General features: G+C 59.2%; 18 protein-coding genes. 11 read left to right on the top strand and 7 right to left on the bottom strand.

Features of this window, described 5'->3' with window-relative positions:
- Positions 1 to 3: 3 nt before the first annotated feature.
- Positions 4 to 786, top strand: coding sequence for a succinate dehydrogenase iron-sulfur subunit (locus tag V1T76_RS18435; protein WP_006935466.1), 783 nt, complete (start codon positions 4 to 6; stop codon positions 784 to 786).
- 69 nt (positions 787 to 855) lie between these two features.
- Positions 856 to 1,647 carry a nucleotidyltransferase domain-containing protein gene (locus V1T76_RS18430; protein WP_330562109.1) on the top strand — a complete coding sequence of 264 codons (792 nt, stop codon included), beginning with the start codon at positions 856 to 858 and terminating at the stop codon, positions 1,645 to 1,647.
- A 27-nt stretch (positions 1,648 to 1,674) separates the two neighbouring features.
- Here the strand turns inward: V1T76_RS18430 and V1T76_RS18425 are convergent, their stop codons facing one another.
- Together V1T76_RS18425 and V1T76_RS18420 are read right to left on the bottom strand one after the other, a co-directional pair.
- Complete coding sequence (locus V1T76_RS18425) at positions 1,675 to 2,499, bottom strand: class I SAM-dependent methyltransferase (protein ID WP_330562108.1); 825 nt, start codon at positions 2,497 to 2,499, stop codon at positions 1,675 to 1,677.
- Positions 2,460 to 3,650, bottom strand: a complete 1,191-nt coding sequence (locus V1T76_RS18420; RefSeq protein ID WP_330562107.1) for an S-adenosylhomocysteine hydrolase — start codon at positions 3,648 to 3,650, stop codon at positions 2,460 to 2,462. The genes V1T76_RS18425 and V1T76_RS18420 overlap by 40 nt, the downstream gene beginning before the upstream one ends.
- 247 nt (positions 3,651 to 3,897) lie before the next feature.
- On the opposite strand from V1T76_RS18420, the gene creD reads away from it, so the two are divergent.
- Together creD and V1T76_RS18410 are read left to right on the top strand one after the other, a co-directional pair.
- Entirely contained in the window at positions 3,898 to 5,364 is a 1,467-nt protein-coding gene (creD, locus tag V1T76_RS18415) for a cell envelope integrity protein CreD (RefSeq protein ID WP_330562106.1), read from the top strand.
- A gap of 155 nt (positions 5,365 to 5,519) precedes the next feature.
- Complete coding sequence (locus V1T76_RS18410; protein ID WP_330562105.1) at positions 5,520 to 5,897, top strand: VOC family protein; 378 nt, start codon at positions 5,520 to 5,522, stop codon at positions 5,895 to 5,897.
- 111 nt (positions 5,898 to 6,008) lie between these two features.
- Here V1T76_RS18410 and V1T76_RS18405 read toward each other — a convergent pair whose 3' ends face one another.
- Positions 6,009 to 6,419 carry a hypothetical protein gene (locus V1T76_RS18405; RefSeq protein WP_330562104.1) on the bottom strand — a complete coding sequence of 137 codons (411 nt, stop codon included), beginning with the start codon at positions 6,417 to 6,419 and terminating at the stop codon, positions 6,009 to 6,011.
- A gap of 299 nt (positions 6,420 to 6,718) precedes the next feature.
- Here V1T76_RS18405 and msrA point away from each other — a divergent pair, with 299 nt between their 5' ends.
- Together msrA and V1T76_RS18395 are read left to right on the top strand one after the other, a co-directional pair.
- The gene (gene msrA / locus V1T76_RS18400) at positions 6,719 to 7,363 is read left to right on the top strand and encodes a peptide-methionine (S)-S-oxide reductase MsrA (protein WP_330562103.1); all 645 of its coding nucleotides are present in this window, start codon (positions 6,719 to 6,721) and stop codon (positions 7,361 to 7,363) included.
- A gap of 137 nt (positions 7,364 to 7,500) precedes the next feature.
- The gene (locus tag V1T76_RS18395; RefSeq protein WP_330562102.1) at positions 7,501 to 8,022 is read left to right on the top strand and encodes a hypothetical protein; all 522 of its coding nucleotides are present in this window, start codon (positions 7,501 to 7,503) and stop codon (positions 8,020 to 8,022) included.
- A gap of 29 nt (positions 8,023 to 8,051) precedes the next feature.
- Here V1T76_RS18395 and recQ read toward each other — a convergent pair whose 3' ends face one another.
- The 3 genes from recQ to V1T76_RS18380 form a co-directional block, all read right to left on the bottom strand.
- Positions 8,052 to 9,941, bottom strand: coding sequence for a DNA helicase RecQ (gene recQ, locus V1T76_RS18390; RefSeq protein WP_330562101.1), 1,890 nt, complete (start codon positions 9,939 to 9,941; stop codon positions 8,052 to 8,054).
- A gap of 148 nt (positions 9,942 to 10,089) precedes the next feature.
- Positions 10,090 to 10,983 carry a GNAT family N-acetyltransferase gene (locus tag V1T76_RS18385; protein ID WP_330562100.1) on the bottom strand — a complete coding sequence of 298 codons (894 nt, stop codon included), beginning with the start codon at positions 10,981 to 10,983 and terminating at the stop codon, positions 10,090 to 10,092.
- Between the two features lie 117 nt (positions 10,984 to 11,100).
- Complete coding sequence (locus tag V1T76_RS18380; protein WP_330562099.1) at positions 11,101 to 11,478, bottom strand: MAPEG family protein; 378 nt, start codon at positions 11,476 to 11,478, stop codon at positions 11,101 to 11,103.
- A 232-nt stretch (positions 11,479 to 11,710) separates the two neighbouring features.
- Between V1T76_RS18380 and V1T76_RS18375 the strand changes: the two genes are divergently transcribed.
- The 3 genes from V1T76_RS18375 to V1T76_RS18365 all read left to right on the top strand — a co-directional run bounded on the left by V1T76_RS18375 (position 11,711) and on the right by V1T76_RS18365 (position 13,645).
- A complete protein-coding gene (locus V1T76_RS18375; protein WP_330562098.1) occupies positions 11,711 to 12,166 on the top strand; it encodes an arsenate-mycothiol transferase ArsC in 456 nt (151 codons plus the stop codon).
- A 100-nt stretch (positions 12,167 to 12,266) separates the two neighbouring features.
- On the top strand, positions 12,267 to 12,788 hold the full coding sequence (locus V1T76_RS18370) for a protease inhibitor Inh/omp19 family protein (protein ID WP_330562097.1): 522 nt from the start codon (positions 12,267 to 12,269) through the stop codon (positions 12,786 to 12,788).
- Between the two features lie 74 nt (positions 12,789 to 12,862).
- Positions 12,863 to 13,645, top strand: coding sequence for a DUF7662 domain-containing protein (locus V1T76_RS18365; RefSeq protein WP_330562096.1), 783 nt, complete (start codon positions 12,863 to 12,865; stop codon positions 13,643 to 13,645).
- A 220-nt stretch (positions 13,646 to 13,865) separates the two neighbouring features.
- Here V1T76_RS18365 and V1T76_RS18360 read toward each other — a convergent pair whose 3' ends face one another.
- Positions 13,866 to 14,426 (bottom strand): GrpB family protein, encoded by a 561-nt coding sequence (locus V1T76_RS18360; protein WP_330562095.1) that lies wholly within the window; start codon positions 14,424 to 14,426, stop codon positions 13,866 to 13,868.
- Between the two features lie 172 nt (positions 14,427 to 14,598).
- Here V1T76_RS18360 and zapE point away from each other — a divergent pair, with 172 nt between their 5' ends.
- Entirely contained in the window at positions 14,599 to 15,756 is a 1,158-nt protein-coding gene (zapE, locus tag V1T76_RS18355) for a cell division protein ZapE (protein ID WP_330562339.1), read from the top strand.
- A 173-nt stretch (positions 15,757 to 15,929) separates the two neighbouring features.
- Positions 15,930 to 16,892 carry a malate dehydrogenase gene (gene mdh / locus V1T76_RS18350; RefSeq protein WP_006935492.1) on the top strand — a complete coding sequence of 321 codons (963 nt, stop codon included), beginning with the start codon at positions 15,930 to 15,932 and terminating at the stop codon, positions 16,890 to 16,892.

Below are 16,892 nucleotides of genomic sequence, written 5' to 3'. Positions count from 1 at the left end.
GAGATGGTTCAGCTGACGCTTCCCCGGAACTCCCAGGTGACGGAAGGCAAGGTGTGGGACAAGCCCGAGGGCGCCACCAACCTGCGTGAATACCGCATCTACCGCTGGAACCCGGACGATGGCCGCAACCCGCGCGTCGACACCTATTTCATCAATGCGGACGATTGCGGGCCCATGGTGCTCGACGGCCTCATCTACATCAAGAACAAGATCGACCCGACACTGACCTTCCGCCGGTCCTGCCGCGAAGGTATCTGCGGGTCCTGCGCGATGAACATCGACGGCACCAATACCCTGGCCTGCACCAAGGGCATGGACGAGGTTGCCGGTGACGTCGTCAAGATCTATCCGCTGCCGCATATGCCGGTGGTGAAAGACCTTGTGCCGGACCTGACGCGCTTCTACGCGCAGCACCGCTCCATCGAACCGTGGCTGAAGACCGTTTCGCCGCCGCCGGAAAAGGAATGGCGCCAGTCGCACGAAGACCGGGTGAAGCTCGACGGACTTTACGAGTGCATTCTCTGCGCCTGCTGCTCCACTTCCTGCCCAAGCTACTGGTGGAATGGCGATCGCTACCTCGGCCCGGCCATTTTGCTTCAGGCCTACCGCTGGCTGATCGACAGCCGCGACGAAGCAACAGGCGAGCGTCTGGACGATCTGGAAGATCCGTTCCGCCTCTACCGCTGCCACACCATCATGAACTGCTCGCAAGCCTGCCCGAAGGGTCTGAACCCGGCGAAGGCGATTGCCGAGATCAAGAAGATGATGGTCGAACGCCGGGTTTGATTGACCGGTCAGATTTGTTCTGCGATTTGGCCGCCCTCGGGCGGCCATTTCTTTGGGAGGACATGGTCCATGGATCCGCAAATCGTATCTGAAATTCAAGCTCGGCTGACAGAGCTGGAGACCCGGGAGCGGATCACCATTCCGCTGGCCATCGAAAGCGGCAGCAGGGCATGGGGGTTTCCTTCAGCCGACAGTGACTATGACTGCCGCTTTGTCTACGTCCGTACGGTCGAAAAGACGGTGACACTGTTTCCGGTGCGCGACGTCATCGAGGAGCCGCTGACACCGGTCTTCGACATAAACGGCTGGGACCTGGCGAAGGCCCTGCGACTCATGTATGCGGGCAATGCGGTGATTGTGGAGTGGTTGAAGTCGGTCTTCGCCTATCAACTGCACGAACCTTTTCGCGACGCCGCGCTTGATCTGGCAGATGCCGTGTGTGACCGCAGACTAATCTGCAAGCACTACTATCATCTCGCCAAAGCACAGATCCATAGGCAGAATTTTTTCCATGGCGATGTATCCCTGAAGAAGACGCTCTATTGCCTCAGGCCGCTCGCAGCGCTCATGTGGTTAAGTCACCATCCCGAGCGCGCGGTCGCACCGATGAATTTTCAGGATCTGCGTCAGAACGCCGGGTTCCCGGATGTCGTTTCCCGCGAGATCGACATCTTGCTGGAACGCAAGGCGTTGAGTTCCGAAATGGGCTCCGAAACGCTGAACCCTGTATTGTCTAGGTTCATTCTCGATACTTTCGACAGTTTCCAGTCCTTTGCCGACGCAGGCGAGCCCTGTGCGGAGCATCAGGGCCGGATAGATGATTTCTGGCGGCACTGGTCGGCCGAGCTTAGTCCTCGCTAGAGTGCCAGACCGGCAGGTTCTGACAACTCACCCCTTCGCCCGGCACACCAGAAGCGTGCTGTTACACCAGCCTCGAAATCCGGGAACACGCCCAAGCATGCGGGTGAGGGCGATTTCGGCGGGTTTCAGGGGGGCCCATTCGAAGGTCTTGCCACGCAGGCGGTGGAACAGCTTACCGTGACGGTTATCTTCCTCGTACCAGGGGCTGAGCATCGGCAGATAGGGCAGGCAGGAGAGATAGCCGATGCCGTGAACCGATTCGATGGTGACGGCGCGGCCGATGATGTCCGACCATTCCTTCAAGGTCATGCGAACCTGGTGTTCGGCATAATGCAGGTGTTTCAGCTTGAGCCGGTCGAGGCGGTAGAGCTGGGGCACGACGGCTAGAATAAGTCCGCCGGGCGCAATGACCTCACCACATTGGCGCATCACCGATTCAATTGCCTCCTGGCGACCGGGCAGATGTTCCAGCACATCCAGCAGCGCGATGATATCCGGTTGCCAGGGAAGCTCGTCTCGGTGCTCGGCAAGGCGCGTGGCATCCAGCACGATGTCCGGTTCGAAGGCCGCTTCGTAGTCGGCGCCGCAATAGTCGAAATCCAGACCGGTAGCGGCCAGATACTCTTTCGAAATCGATGTCGAGCAGCCAATGTCCAGAACACGCGGCGGCCGTCCAAGGTCTCGCGACCAGTCCCGGATGGTTCGGGAGACAATGTCGAATTTCACCGTGCCGTAAAGATTTCTCTGGGCGTTCGCGAGTTTCTTGACCAGATACTGCGAATGCACGGTGACTTCGGTCTGCTCTTCGTCCGTTACGTCTGGTCTCTCTGTTCGATCCAGAGTTTGGTGCACACTGCCTCTCCTTCTGTCGCCAAGCGGTGTATGCCGGGTTCGTAGGTGTAGGTCGTCAGGTCCGTCATCAGGACGATCAGCTCGCCCAATATCAACTCGACCACTTCATCGGCGACGCTGCCGGAGCCTGGAATGAAGTTGGCCGGATAGCCGTCATTGACAAGGCAGATCTGTCTGTCCGCCCCTTTAGGGCCGGGAAGCCGGAAGGCCTTGATCGACGGATGAATGTCGTTGGACGGCGCCTGTTCCAGAAAGTCGACGTCGATCTCGATGCGCCGGGAACTGGCGCTGGCCACCAGACAGCCATTGCGGAGCTGTTGCAGCACGTCGCGGGTTATCGACAGACGGCCTGTCGCCCCGACGACAAGATCGCAGGAGTCCAGGCCGGTGGGCTGAAGGGTTGCTGGAAAGCCGGACAGACGCGCCTCGGCGATTTTCAGCGGATCGACATCGATCAGCGAGACGATGACATCCAGCCGGCGCAAGGCCTTTGCCAGCCCGAAGCCGATCCAGCCTGCCCCGAAGACCGCGGCCCGCCGGCCGGCCAGCGTGTTGCCCAGGTCACGCATGAGGCCGTCGAGGCACCGGGCGATGGTTTCGCCGCAGCGCACTGCTTCCAGACGCTTCAGTTCACTGTCGGCACAATGCAGCACGGGCACCTGCAAGCGTGTCTGGCTGGCCCGCCAGACGCCTTGCTTGGTGATTTCAACCACGCCTTCCACCAGATGCAACTGATCCTGAAACTGCTCGTGCAGCAATTCAACCGCGTAACCGCCGACTTCCTGAATGACGAGTTTCTGATCCGAGGCCCGGCACGCGTCGAGGCTCTTTTGCAAGGCCTCTGCCAGCACCTGCTTGAAGGCAGGTTCTGTTTTCGGGCACTGGACCTTGTCGCCGTAGATCGCCTGCCATTTCAGCCGTGTCACATCGCTGCCCGAGGAATAGGGGATGCCGATGATGGCGTCGAAATCCATGACCCCCTCAAGCGCATCGATCATGCGGCGGGTATCGTCAAAGAGATGAGCCACCAGCAGATACCGGTGTCCCTCACTCTTGAAGAGGTCGAGCCGCTTTACCAGCGCGGGAAGATAGTCCGCTCGCCGGGCAAAGGCAGGCACGTCTGAATTGGGCAGGTTGCTTAATGAATGCATTGACAGTTATTCCGAGGGTCACACCATTCTGGCACCGTGCAGCCAGCGCACACAAGGGCGAGTTGTGAAATAGGCCGGAAAAATGAAGCGGCAAATCCGTGTCTTCCGGTGGTCTGCACAATCCGTGCACAAACACTCCTGAAAAGCCGCTCTTTCATGCCCTTTTGTATCCCGTTCCGCCATCGATGATCGCCCAGTTGACCGGGCACCCGTCTTCGGGGGCCCTTCTGGCAGAGGGTTGATCTGAATGACAAGCGATACTCAAAATGACACCGCCGAACAACCGGAGGAGCAGACACTGTTTGCGCAGCGCCGGTCCGAACAGGCGCAGGCTTTCCGTACACCTTCATTTCTTGGCTCTCCGGCGGTCAAGTTTGTGATCATCGGCATCCTGACGGTGATGCTGCTTGTGCCGAGCCTGTTCGTCTGGGTTCTGGTGGAAGAACGGGCCGAGAGGGCCCGCGACGTCGCCCATGACATCGCCCGCTCGTGGGGCGGCATCCAGAAAATCAACGGTCCCTATCTGGTCGTCCCCTTCAGCGAGACCTACACGGTTTCTACCGGCGACAGCGCCAAAACAGAAATCCGTTGGCATACGGCTATCCTGTTTCCGGAAAAACTGGATGTCAGAGGAGACATTTCCGTTCAGGAACGCCGGAAATCGATCTACTCCCTGCCGGTCTATCATGGCAGCGTGGGCCTGAAGGGCCGGTTTGCGCCAACGTCTCCGGAAAGCTTCGAACCCCAATTCGGCGGGCAAATCGACATCGCGGCTGACAAGGCGGTTCTTGTGGTCGGTGTCGGCGACATTGGCGCCCTGAAAAGCGAGGTCGATCTGGTCTTGAACGGCCAAGGCTCCGTTCCGTTCGAGCCGGGTCTCGGGCCGTTGACCGTGGAACCGATGGGACGCTCCGTCGCCGGCTTGTCCCCGTCGGGCATCAATGCACCGGTCGCGGCCGGTTTGTGGCGGAGCGGGTTTTCCTTCGACATTCCGCTTGAGATGAATGGCTCCAGGGCCTTTTACGTGGCCCCGGCCGGACAAACGACAAGCGTGTCCGTGCAATCCGACTGGCCGCATCCCGGCTTTACCGGCGCCTTTCTGCCGGAGACGAGAGAAATAGGTGACAGGGGATTCACGGCATCCTGGACCATCCCCTATCTTGCCCGCGGCATTCCAAGGCTGGTGCTGGGCACACAAATGCCATTGCAGGACAAGGCGCTCGGTGTCGAATTCGTCGAACCCGTCAATTTCTATCATACGATCGCAAGGTCGCTGAAATACGCCGTCTGCTTCATCAGCCTGACCTTCCTGGCGGTGTTCATTCTGGAGATGCGCTCCAGGTGGCGGGTCCACTGGATTCAGTATGGTCTGGTCGGGCTGTCGTTGATCGTTTTCTACGTCATGCTGCTCGCCCTTGCGGAGCACGTGGGCTACGGACCGGCCTATCTGCTTGCTGCGGCTGCCGCGACGCTCCTCAACACGATCTATATCGGAACGGCGCTCAAGAGCCGTCTTGCGGGCGGTGTCATACTCACGGTCCTGGCCGCAATATTCGGTGTGCTCTACGCGCTCATGCAGGAGCAGGACTACGCGCTTCTGATCGGCTCGCTGCTCGCGTTCCTCTCTCTCGCCATCACCATGTTTGCGACCCAGCGGATCGACTGGTCCGGGAAGCAGCAGACCGGAACGAGAGAGCAAGCTGACCCTGTCTGACCGGCTATCAGATCAAGCGATCGGCGGTGCGGCACTGCTGCGCTGTCGGTTTCGTTCTGGCATCTGCCGGTTGAAGGCATTGCCGGAAAAAACGAGGCTTGCATTTCCAGGATGAATGTTCCTATTTTGTTCTGATAATCGACTTGGAGAAGAAAATGCACAAGAGCCGTTTGGGAGATCTGGTGATCGACTGTGAGGGGGGCGATATCGACCGCCACGCGGAATTCTGGGCAGGGGCGCTTGGGCGAACCGTTGAGACAGACCCGAAAAACCCGCGTTATCGTCGTCTTTTCGGCACGGATGACGAAATCGGCATCCTGCTGCAGGCGGTCGAACACCCCTCCCGCGTCCATCTGGATATCGAAACCGACAATCCGGAAAAGGAAGTGGCCAGGCTCGAAAGCCTCGGGGCGACCATCGTTCAAAAGCTCGACGGCTGGACGGTGATGCAGGCAACCAGCGGCCACCGGTTCTGCGTTGTCAAACCGCAACTGGCCGGCTTTGAGGAAACGGCAAAAACCTGGGAGACGTAAGCATGGAAGGTGGAGGAATATCGACTCGCTCTGTCGTTCCAAATGCAGATGAAGGTTCTCTTAAGCTGGATCTGCGACGGAATACTGTCAGCAAAAGCCTGGTTTTGTTATTCAGACTGCCACGGGCTTGAGCGAATTGAGTTCCTCCAGCAACCTGTCGATGGATCCGTCCAGCACGGCGGAGGCGACAGCGGCTGCTTCCAGACGGCATGACTGATCGCCAATCGACTGAAAATAGAGAACCGGCTTGCCAAGGGCATGCCCGCAGGCAGCTTCCATCAGGGTGTTGGCGCCGACATAGCCTTCGATGTCCTGTTTGCTGGCGTTGAAGATCAGCACAGCATCACCGTGGCGAATTGTTTCGAAGTAATCAGTCAGGAACATGCGCTTGTGTGCAATCGCTTCTTCCAGGGATAATTCGTTCCAGTCAAATCCGGTTTCTTCAGGAGCAGGTGTCGACACTCTGTAACCGGCCGTTCGCAAATGCCCGGCGACATCTTCCATTTGTGCAAGGGCGGACATCGATCCGCAAATCACGACGTGAAAGGGGGCGTCTGGGTACGAAGGATAGGGGTTCATCACGGCGGGCTCACGTGCATGTGCTGGTTTGGGGAGAGGAGTTGAGTTTGTCTCCGCGGCGGAGCGCGTTACCTCTGTTGGAGAAAACACGAAATGGGTGTCACGGCGTTCGTCGCCAATGATGCATGTTTCACCGTCGAAACCCAAGTTCGCCGGTCGTCTTGTTCGGGCTGTGCCGTGATCAGCTGATCAGCGCGCCTTCGGGAAAGACCGGCCGCAGGCAGCTTTCTGGAGGACCTGACATGAAGCGACTGCTTCCACTCGCTCTTTTTGCCGTAGTCACGGCGTCGATGCCACTGGCGGCCGCCCAGGCCGAAACCGCTGTTCTTGCCGGTGGCTGCTTCTGGTGCGTTGAATCCGATCTGGAAAAACTGCCCGGCGTGCATGACGTGGTTTCCGGTTACGCGGGTGGCGAGACACAGAACCCGACCTACAAGAATTACGATCGTGGCGGACACCGCGAGGTCGTCAAGGTCGATTTCGATGAGACCAGGATCAGCTATGCCGACCTTGTCGGGATCTTTCTGCGCACTGTCGATGTGACAGATGCCGGTGGTCAGTTCTGTGACCGTGGACATGCCTATTCGACCGCGATCTACCCTCTGGACGAGACCCAGGCGAAACAGGCGAAGGCCGAAATCGCCAAGGCGGAAAAGGTGCTTGGCGGAAAGATCGTTACGCCGGTCGAGGCGCCTGCCATCTTCTGGCCGGCTGAGGATTACCACCAGGGCTATTACAAAAGCCAGGTCCGCACGCTCACCCGCTTCGGTTACGTCACCCGCGCCGATGCCTACAAGGGCTACCGGAAAGGCTGCGGCAGGGATGCGCAGGTCAAGGCCGTGTGGGGTGGCGAAGCCTTCAAAGGGTTGCCCAAAGCAGGCTCATAACGCCAAAAAAAGGCCCGTTTTCTGCGGAAGCGGCCCAGACGTTCCGCATTTTCGACGAATTTTCAGACAGCAATTTGCCGTAACGTAAGGTGTGCACTACATACTTTGGGTGGGCTTACGTCTGAAAGGGCGCTAACATGCTGAACCTGTTTGGAAGTCGTGTAGCAGCAGAGCCGGAATTTATTTCTGAATTGAGAGCCGTCGAGACGGAAGACCGCCTTCGAAGATCCACCGCCGCCATGCTGGAAGCAGCAGGGCTGGAAATCTGTGACACCAACACCCCGACCGAATTTGCAGCCGCTGCCACAGTTGCGGTCATGAGGCTCGTGCTGAAGGTGGCCGAGCGCGACTTCGACAGCCTGTCCGTCGAAAATCGCTTCGTGACCGGCCTGTTCGGTTTCCTGATTGCCCACAATCTGACACGGCGCACAAATGCTGATCTTGGCGTCGTGCTCGGAATTGCCGGACTTGATCTCTTCTCTCATGAGGAGATCGAACAGATCTACAAACTCGGTTCTTCTTACAGGCGTCTGCGTCAGCACCGGAACATCCATCTGGCGCTCAGGGACATTATCGACAGTTTCCTGTCGCATCCTGATGAAGAAACCTTGTCGGATCTTTCCGGGGTCTATCAGCTCTGCCTGCATCAGGACGGCTGACCGGTCAAATTCGGGAAACCTCAGCGCGGCTATACGCCTGCTTCAAAAGCCTCGACCAGTTCGAGGAATGCCTCGCCGTATTTTTCAAGTTTCGACTGTCCGACACCTGAGACAGCCAGAAGAGCATCTTCGCTTACCGGCCGCGCGGCGGCAATTCCGGCCAGTGTCGCGTCGGGAAACACCACATAGGGCGGCACGCCCTGATCTCGGGATATCTGGGTTCGCAGTCTTCGCAGACGCTCGAACAGCAGCTTGTCCTCATGGTCGAGCTCGTCGGCGATGGACGCGGTGCGAGAGGAACTCGTCCGTTTCAGACCTGCCGCGCTGCGGTCCTTGCGCAAGGCAAGCTTTTCATCTCCGCGCAAGACGCTGCGTGCCTTTTCCGTCAGCACCAGCGCGCCAAACTGAGCATGATCCACATCGACGTAACCTGCAGCGACAAGCTGCCGGGCGATCGATTGCCAGGTCTTTTGCGGCACATCCTGTCCGATTCCGAAGACCGACAGCTTCTCATGACCGAAGCGGGTGCTTTTTTCGTTGGTCTTGCCCAGAAGCACATCGATGACATGCGCCGTGCCGAAGCGTTGTCCGGTGCGGTAGATCGCCGACATCAGTTTCTGCGCAGCTTCCGTGCCGTCCCAGGTTTCCACCGGAGACAGGCAGGTGTCGCAATTGCCGCAGGGCTTGGGATAGGTCTCACCGAAATGGGCGAGCAGGGCTTGCCGCCGGCATCCGGCCGTCTCGCAGATGCCCAGCAGTGCGTTCAGCTTGGCGTTTTCCGCGCGCTTGACCTCATCCGGTGCGTCGCCTTCGGCAATCATGCGCCGGCGCTGCACCAGATCGGCCATGCCATAGGCCATGAAGGCTTCGGACGGTGCCCCGTCCCGGCCTGCGCGGCCGGTTTCCTGGTAATAGGCCTCGACGGAAGAGGGCAGATCCAGGTGGGCGACATAGCGCACATCCGGCTTGTCGATGCCCATGCCGAAAGCGACGGTCGCCACCAGGCAAAGCCCTTCTTCCAGCAGGAAGGCATCCTGGTTGGCAGAGCGCTGTTCCGCCGGCAGGCCGGCGTGATAGGGCAGGGCCCTGATGCCTTTCGAGGTCAGCCATTCGGCGATGTCCTCGACCTTTGCTCGCGACAGGCAATAGACGATACCGCTCTCGCCGGAGTGCTTTTTCAGGAAATCCAGCAGTTGCTGACGCTGGTTGGTGCGTTCGACAATCTCGTAGCGGATATTGGGCCGGTCGAAGCTGGTGGAAAAGACGGCAGCGTCTTCCATCTGCAGGCGGGCCAGAATGTCCTTCTGGGTGTGCGGGTCGGCGGTCGCGGTCAGTGCCACGCGCGGCACACCGGGATAGCGGTCGCGCAGGCAGGACAGCGACATGTATTCCGGGCGGAAGTCGTGGCCCCACTGACTGACGCAATGCGCTTCGTCGATCGCAAACAGCGCAATCTGCAGCGTGTCCAGGAACTTGCGGAAGCTCTCGGTGCCAAGCCGTTCCGGCGTCACGTAAAGAAGATCGATTTCGCCGCGGCGCAGGGCGCTGCGGATGCTGTCCTGTTCTTCCGGTGACAGTGTGGAATTGATCGCGGCGGCCTGAACACCCGCGGCGCGCAGCGCGCCGACCTGGTCTTTCATCAGCGCGATCAGCGGAGAAACGACGATGCCGACGCCGCGCCGGCAAAGCGCCGGGATCTGGTAACACAGCGACTTGCCTGCCCCGGTGGGAAACAGCACCACGGCATCCTTGCCGTCCACAAGCGTTTCGATGACCGCCTGCTGTTTGCCCCTGAAGCTGCTGTAGCCGAAAACCTTCTGCAGAACCGCAAGCGGTTTCGGCTCCGGACGCACGGTCGGAGCAGGGGCGTGCTGCACTGGAATGACTTCCTCCGCGGCAACAGCGGGCGAAACGGGCATGGGTGAGACGGGTCCTTTGATTCTCCCGCACAATGTCTTATTCGCGAAAGAAGGGCAATGAAGGCGGAAGCGCGCCTGTGGATGACCGGTCAAGCCGACCAGCGCATTCAGGAAATCCGTCGCTTTGTCGCGGGCCGGCGGGCCGGTACTAAAACTCGGCGTCGGGATCCTTTGCCAGCGTTTCGGCACAGTGAATGCGCATCTGCTCGGTCAGGTCCCCCAGATCGCCCTCAAGCTTCTCCGGCCGGATCGGCTTGCCGAAATGCACGTTGAACTTGGCATTTTCTTTGTTCAGCAATTCGTTGAAGACCGTCATGTCACGCAATTCAGTGGAGACCCTGGCCAGGAAGTAGAACAGCCCGGAGTTGCGCCCGCCCATGTGCATGGGAATGATCGGGGCCTTGTTCTTGCGCGCCAGCGCCAGGGCGGATGTCATCCAGGGGCGTTCGGTCAGCTTGCCGTCGTGCCAGTAGGCCAGACGTCCGGACGGAAACAGCACCACGACCCGCTCCTTGGCGAAGGCCGAGGAGGCAAGCTTGATCGTTTCCTTGGATTTTTCGCGGCTCTTGAAGTCCGCACGCCATTCGACTGGAATAATCATGTCGGCAAGGCGCGGATTGATGCGGATCGCGTCGCGATTGGCGAAGATGGCAAGGTCGTTGCGTCGCGACTTGATGGCATCGTACAGAACGATACCGTCCGCAATACCGGTCGGGTGGTTGGACACCAGAACGACAGGCCCCTCCTTCGGCACCCGTTCAAGACCGAGCGTGGTGACGTCAAGCGACAGCAGATTGCTCAGATGAGCAAAAACGTCCAGCGCTTCCATATGCGCGATCGTGTCGGCCATTTCGACCGCGGACTTGTATCGCAGGATCTTATGAGCGAAGGGTCTGATGAAAGGCCACCACGGGCTCGCCATCACCAGCTTGCCCCGTTCTGCGATCAGAACATCGACGATATGCTGATCCGAAATCTGCCTTTGGGACGCGGCCTGACGGCGCGTCGGCAAGGTGTCTGTCGTCTGATCGGTCGTCCGCACAATGCACCTCTGCCCACGAGATAACTGCCTCACTCCGATGCATCGTTAACGAAATCAGCTTCTTGGTGCAAATGGTCGTTGTACGATTTTCAGGATCGGATCCCGCTCACAAGCGGCTCAGCTCCATAGGGAACTGGTGAAAATTGCCAAGGATGTCAAGAACGAGGCGATCCACGCAAGCGAGCGCGGCGATGCCCTGTCCGCCCAGTAGCAGCCGATATAAATGATCCTCAAAAGCACAAAAAGCACGGCAAGTCGGTCGATCCAGTGCGGATCGCCGCCCTGGTTGAGGCCGACAAAAACGGCAACTGCAAACAGCGGAAACGCTTCGAAGCCATTTGCCTGTGCGCCTTGCGCCCGGGCACGGAACCCGTCTCGCCAGTAGTCCGGATCGCGCGGACGGGAATTGTCGAAGGATTTGTTCAGTTTGGCCGGAAAGACCGAAAGCATGGGAAGAATGGCAGCAACAAGGACGCACCAGAAGGCAATTGGCATAGGGGCTCCTCAAGGACTTGTTTCAAGGTTCGGGCGCAACTCCCGCACTGCGGTGTCAGTGGAACGCCGGTCATAGCGGGAGTGCTTGCGCTCCTGTTTATCAGGCTCTGAAAAGATATCCTCATGATTTTACGGCCTTTCCCGGCTTTGTCATAAAGTCTTCCTGTCGCGGCTGTAGGGGGAGGCCGCCCGTGGCGTTCCTGTCAGGGCTTTTTCCGCGAAGGAAGACCCCGTGCCAAAAACAACCGTTCTGTTCGTCTGTCCGGACAACAGCCTGCTGTCGCCCTTGGCTGAAGCCTATCTGAACTTTCGGGCCGGCGGTCTGATGCGGGCCTTTTCCGCGGGCGTGTCGCCTTCGCAAAGCCTCAGCCGGCACGTGCACCGGCTTCTGTCGGCCAGGGGGATAGACGCCAATGGCCTTGCTCCCAAACCGGTCGAGATTTTCCTGATGCCACATGCGGAGATTCCCGACAGGGTGATCTATCTCACCGATCAGGACCCCGTCGTCTTGCCCCCGCAATGGAAAACCACTACCTCCAGCCATTGGTGGAACATTGCCGCAAAGCCGCCTTTTCCGGAAGGTTTTGCTGCCTGCGCCGCCTATTTCGAGAGGATCGCAGGGGCAATCGACAGGCTTGTGGAGCCTCCAAAATCAGCCGGAGTCAACGTTTCGAACCGCGTCGCCTGACAGATCTTGAGACGGTCGATTTTCAGGATTTTGGATTTTCGACAAATTGTGGGCTAAGAGTTGCTCCCATATTGGGACGAAGGTGAGGGATTGATTCGTCATGATGCGCGCGGGAAAGTTTGTTTTGATCGTTGGCCTGGTCGTTCTGGCAGCAGGCTGCCAGAGATTGTCCGGGGGCCGCAACTATGCCGAACCGCTGCCGGCGACCCCGACAACGCCAGTGGGCTCGGGACAGCTTGCACCGCTTGATCCCAACGCGCAGGGCGCCGGTCTCAACGACCCGTCTGCACAACCGACGGATCTGGCCAGCAACCCGGTTGCAGCACCTGCCGATGCCAAGGAAATTGGCCGCACGGATCTTCTGGGTGGCTGGAAAATCAGCTCCGCGGGCGAAAACTGCATGGCCTTCATGACGCTGACCACCTGGTCCGGCGGTTACCGCGCAAATACCAGAGGTTGTAGTTCCCCGGTACTGTCCGGCATTTCCGCCTGGGACCTGAGCGGCAATCAGGTGGTCCTGAAGGACGGTGCCGGCCTGATCGTTGCGCAGCTTTATTCCAGCGCTTCCGGCCAGTTTAACGGCCAAACATCAACCGGATCGCCTATCTCGCTATACCGTTAAAGCCCCTCCGTATTAATGCTGGACAGCTCGCGCTATAGGTGTATATTTGCATAGCTACCGGAAAGGCTGTGCAAATGTCAAAATATGAACCACTGCGGGAACACTTGGCGCGACTGGAAGATGTAGTCTGGGCGGCCAAGCTGAACGAAGTTGAAGATATCATAGGTTCGTCGCTGCCCAAGAGCGCCCGGGAACATCGTACCTGGTGGGCCAATTCCGGCGGCAGCCTGGTTCACCAGAATGCATGGCTGGACGCCGGATGGCGGGTGGAGCGCACCGACCTGATGCGCGACGTCATTGTCTTCCGCCGCTTGCGCATCGGAGGCACTGTCGCGGCGACATCCGCCCGTACGGAGCGGGCGCTTCGAAACCCGCAGAAGGCAGCGGAAAAGCGCCTTTCCAAGGAAATGGCCGCCCTGCGCCAACCTGCAACCGTGACGTTGCGGTCCGAATGGACCACGCTTGGCGATCTCCAGCGCACACCCTGTTCCAATTCCATCATTCCGCAGGAAGGCGGCGTTGTGCGCTTTGCCGCCATGGACGGAGACGAGGTGGTAACTGCAATCGTCGCTACATTGTCGGTCCACAAGGCCTATCGCAGCATGCGCATGGCGATGAAGGGTCTTGAAGACGATACCGGAAGTCGCGTCGGCACGGAGCTGTTCAACAAGGCCGGTTTCGATGCTTCAGACCCGATCGAATGCGATGTGGTGAAGTCCGGCAACGCTTGGCTTCTGACCGACGGTCGCGGACGCAAGGCTAATCTGGACGATCAGTCCGAATGTTACCTTGTTGCTCAGCTTCTCTATCTTCAGGAAGTGCAGAACGGCCGCAAGACGGCACTTTATCTGCGCTAACCGCCCACAATCCTGGTCTTCGCCTGGAAACTCCCTATGCCAGGCGAATACAGGCAAGGGGCCGCAGGCCCTCCGGCGAAGACGAGTCGTGAAGGGTCATCATTGCGTTCCTCCCGCACAGGCCCCCTCCCTGTGCCAGGCGCCCGTAACCCACCTACCGGTTGCGGGCGCTTTTGTTTTACCTGACCGCCCGAACCTTGGAAGCGTTGCGCACGGAGCCTCATCGGGTGATGAGCGCACGGTCCTTCCTGCTGGACAGGACATCTTCAATGAAGCTGGTCTTGCCGGACGTGTAGAGCTCCCAGTCGGCGTCTTGCCCGGCCTTGCGGCTGAGATCCTGTTTCAGAGCCGCGTAGCGCATCGCAAGGCTTTCGTTGCTGCGCAAGGCATCGCGAAATGTCCGCCGCAGCCCTGGTGAGGGGCAGCCGAAGGCACACAGGCAAATCCGGTGGGCGATGATCACCTCCTGATGTTTCGTCCCGGCCGGCTGGGGCCTTGGCCCGGCAGGCCGTGTCATTTGCACTTCATCGTCCCGGAAACGGGTACCGAGGTTGTGGTAGCCCAGATGCAAGAGCTCGTGGGTGACCGTGTCCGCTGAAGCACCGGGGGCCAGCGAAATATCGATGTGGAGTTTCGGCTTTGCAATCAGCCCCGGCACGGCCGTCGATCCGACATGATCCAGGCCCTCGGCCCTTGTTCCCAGCAGGTGCCGCAGGTCATTCATCAGCAGGTCGGCCTGGCGAATCCAGTCCGGATCATGCGGCAGCAGAGAAATTCTCATCAGGCCTGAAATCCTTAAATTTCAAACGGTTGAAATACAAATACGTAAGAATGTGTGATCGGTTACAACCATATCATGACTTGCATCTGCGACGTTTTGACCTTATTCCGCCGTGCACATAGATACGTCCAAGACCCCATGATTTCTCATGGAGGGAGCAGCACCTTTGAAAATGGAACTGCCGGTCAACCGCGCCCTCAGCGCCCGCTACGACGCGCTGATCGCGTCGGGTGAGATCAAGGAAGACCCCGTGCAACGGGAGGCTGTGCGCCAGCTCGATCTCCTGAATACCCGCCTTGCCGAAACCCGTCTGGCCTCTAAGAAAAGTTCGCTTGGCTGGCTGTTCGCCAGCAAGAAGAACCAGCTCTGGGCCTCCGTGCAGGGGCTTTACATGTGGGGTGGCGTCGGACGCGGCAAGACGATGCTGATGGACCTCTTCTACGAGGTCACGGTCATTCGCCGCAAACGGCGGGTTCATTTCCACGAATTCATGACTGATGTGCACGAGCGCATCCACGCCCATCGCCAGGCGCACAAGCGCGGCGAGGTCAAGGGTGACGATCCGATCCCGCCCGTAGCCAAGCAGATTGCAGAAGAAACACGCCTGCTGCTGTTCGACGAGTTCTCTGTGACCGACATCGCCGATGCCATGATCCTCGGCCGCCTGTTCACCCAGTTGTTCGAACGCGGCGTCATCGTGGTTGCCACGTCCAACGTCGAACCGTCCCTTCTCTACAAGGACGGCCTCAACCGCCAGCTCTTCCTGCCCTTCATCAAGTTGCTGACGTCCAAGGTGGAGGTGCTTCATCTGGACAGTCCGACGGACTACCGCCTGGAAAAGCTCGCCGGCGCGCCGGTCTATGTCACGCCTCTGGGTGACAGCGCGGATGCGCATATGGACGACCTCTTCGCCAAGCTGACCCACGGCATGACGCCTCATTCGGAAGAGCTTGAAAACAAGGGCCGCAAGATTGCCGTTCCTTGCGTTGCGGCCGGTGCCGCCCGGTTCTCCTTCGACGACCTGTGCATGCAGCCGCTGGGAGCAAGCGACTACCTGCGCATCGCCCATGCCTTTGGCACGGTGTTTCTGGACAATGTGCCCGTGCTCTCCAAGGCGAGGCGCAACGAGGCCAAGCGCTTCATCAATCTGATTGATACACTTTACGATAACGGCATCAAGCTGGTCGTCTCCGCCGAGGCCGAACCGCAGGATCTTTATATCGGCGAGGACGGGACGGAAGCCTTCGAATTCGACCGCACGGCTTCGCGCTTGATCGAGATGCGGTCCGGGGCCTACCTTGCGGGAGAAAGACGAAAGATACACGCATAGGTCTGCATTCCCTATAGGGGAATTATGCAGGCGGGAAGATATGAGAAAATTTGTCCGCCATCGCGCAATATTCTTTTGGCGAGGTTGCGCGGGCGGAGCAAAGGGAGTAGTGCCATCCTCAGTCATCAGAGGATGGCATGGAGTTCCATCTTACGTAAAGGGAAACTTTCGAAATGGCGCGGAACAAGATTGCCTTGATCGGCTCTGGTCAGATCGGCGGCACACTCGCACATCTGGCAGGTTTGAAGGAACTGGGAGACATCGTGCTCTTCGACATCGCGGAAGGTGTTCCGCAGGGTAAGGCGCTCGATCTGGCTGAGTCCTCCCCGGTCGATGGCTTTGATGCCAAGCTGGCAGGTGCCAACAGCTACGAAGCCATCGAAGGCTCGGACGTTGTTATCGTGACCGCCGGTGTTCCGCGTAAGCCCGGCATGAGCCGCGACGACCTTCTGGAAATCAACCTGAAGGTTATGGAGCAGGTTGGCGCCGGCATTGCAAAGTATGCCCCGAACGCATTCGTCATCTGCATCACCAACCCGCTCGACGCGATGGTCTGGGCCCTGCAGAAGTTCTCCGGCCTGCCGAAGAACAAGGTCGTCGGCATGGCCGGCGTGCTCGACAGCGCCCGCTTCCGTTACTTCCTGGCAGACGAGTTCAACGTCTCCATCGAAGACGTGACCGCATTCGTTCTCGGCGGCCACGGCGACACCATGGTACCGCTGATCCGCTACTCCACCGTCGCCGGCATCCCGCTCACCGACCTGGTCAAGATGGGCTGGTGCACGGCCGAGCGTCTGGAAGAAATCGTCCAGCGCACCCGTGACGGCGGCGCAGAGATCGTCGGCCTGCTGAAGACCGGCTCTGCTTTCTACGCTCCGGCTGCTTCCGCCATTGCAATGGCTGAAAGCTACCTGAAGGACAAGAAGCGCGTCCTGCCGTGTGCAGCTGCCCTCGACGGCCAGTATGGCCTCAAGGACACCTATGTGGGCGTTCCGGTCGTGATCGGCGCCGATGGCGTCGAGCGCATCATCGAGATCGACCTGCAGGGTGAGGAAAAGGCAAACTTCGACAAGTCCGTCGCGTCCGTCGATGGTCTGGTCGAGGCCTGCAAGAAAATTCAGCCGGCGCTCGCCTGA

It is taken from the genome of Roseibium sp. FZY0029 (assembly GCF_036350355.1).
GTDB lineage: Bacteria > Pseudomonadota > Alphaproteobacteria > Rhizobiales > Stappiaceae > Roseibium.
Note: the sequence above shows the minus strand (reverse complement) of the source record. Positions and strands in the feature narration are given on the sequence as shown.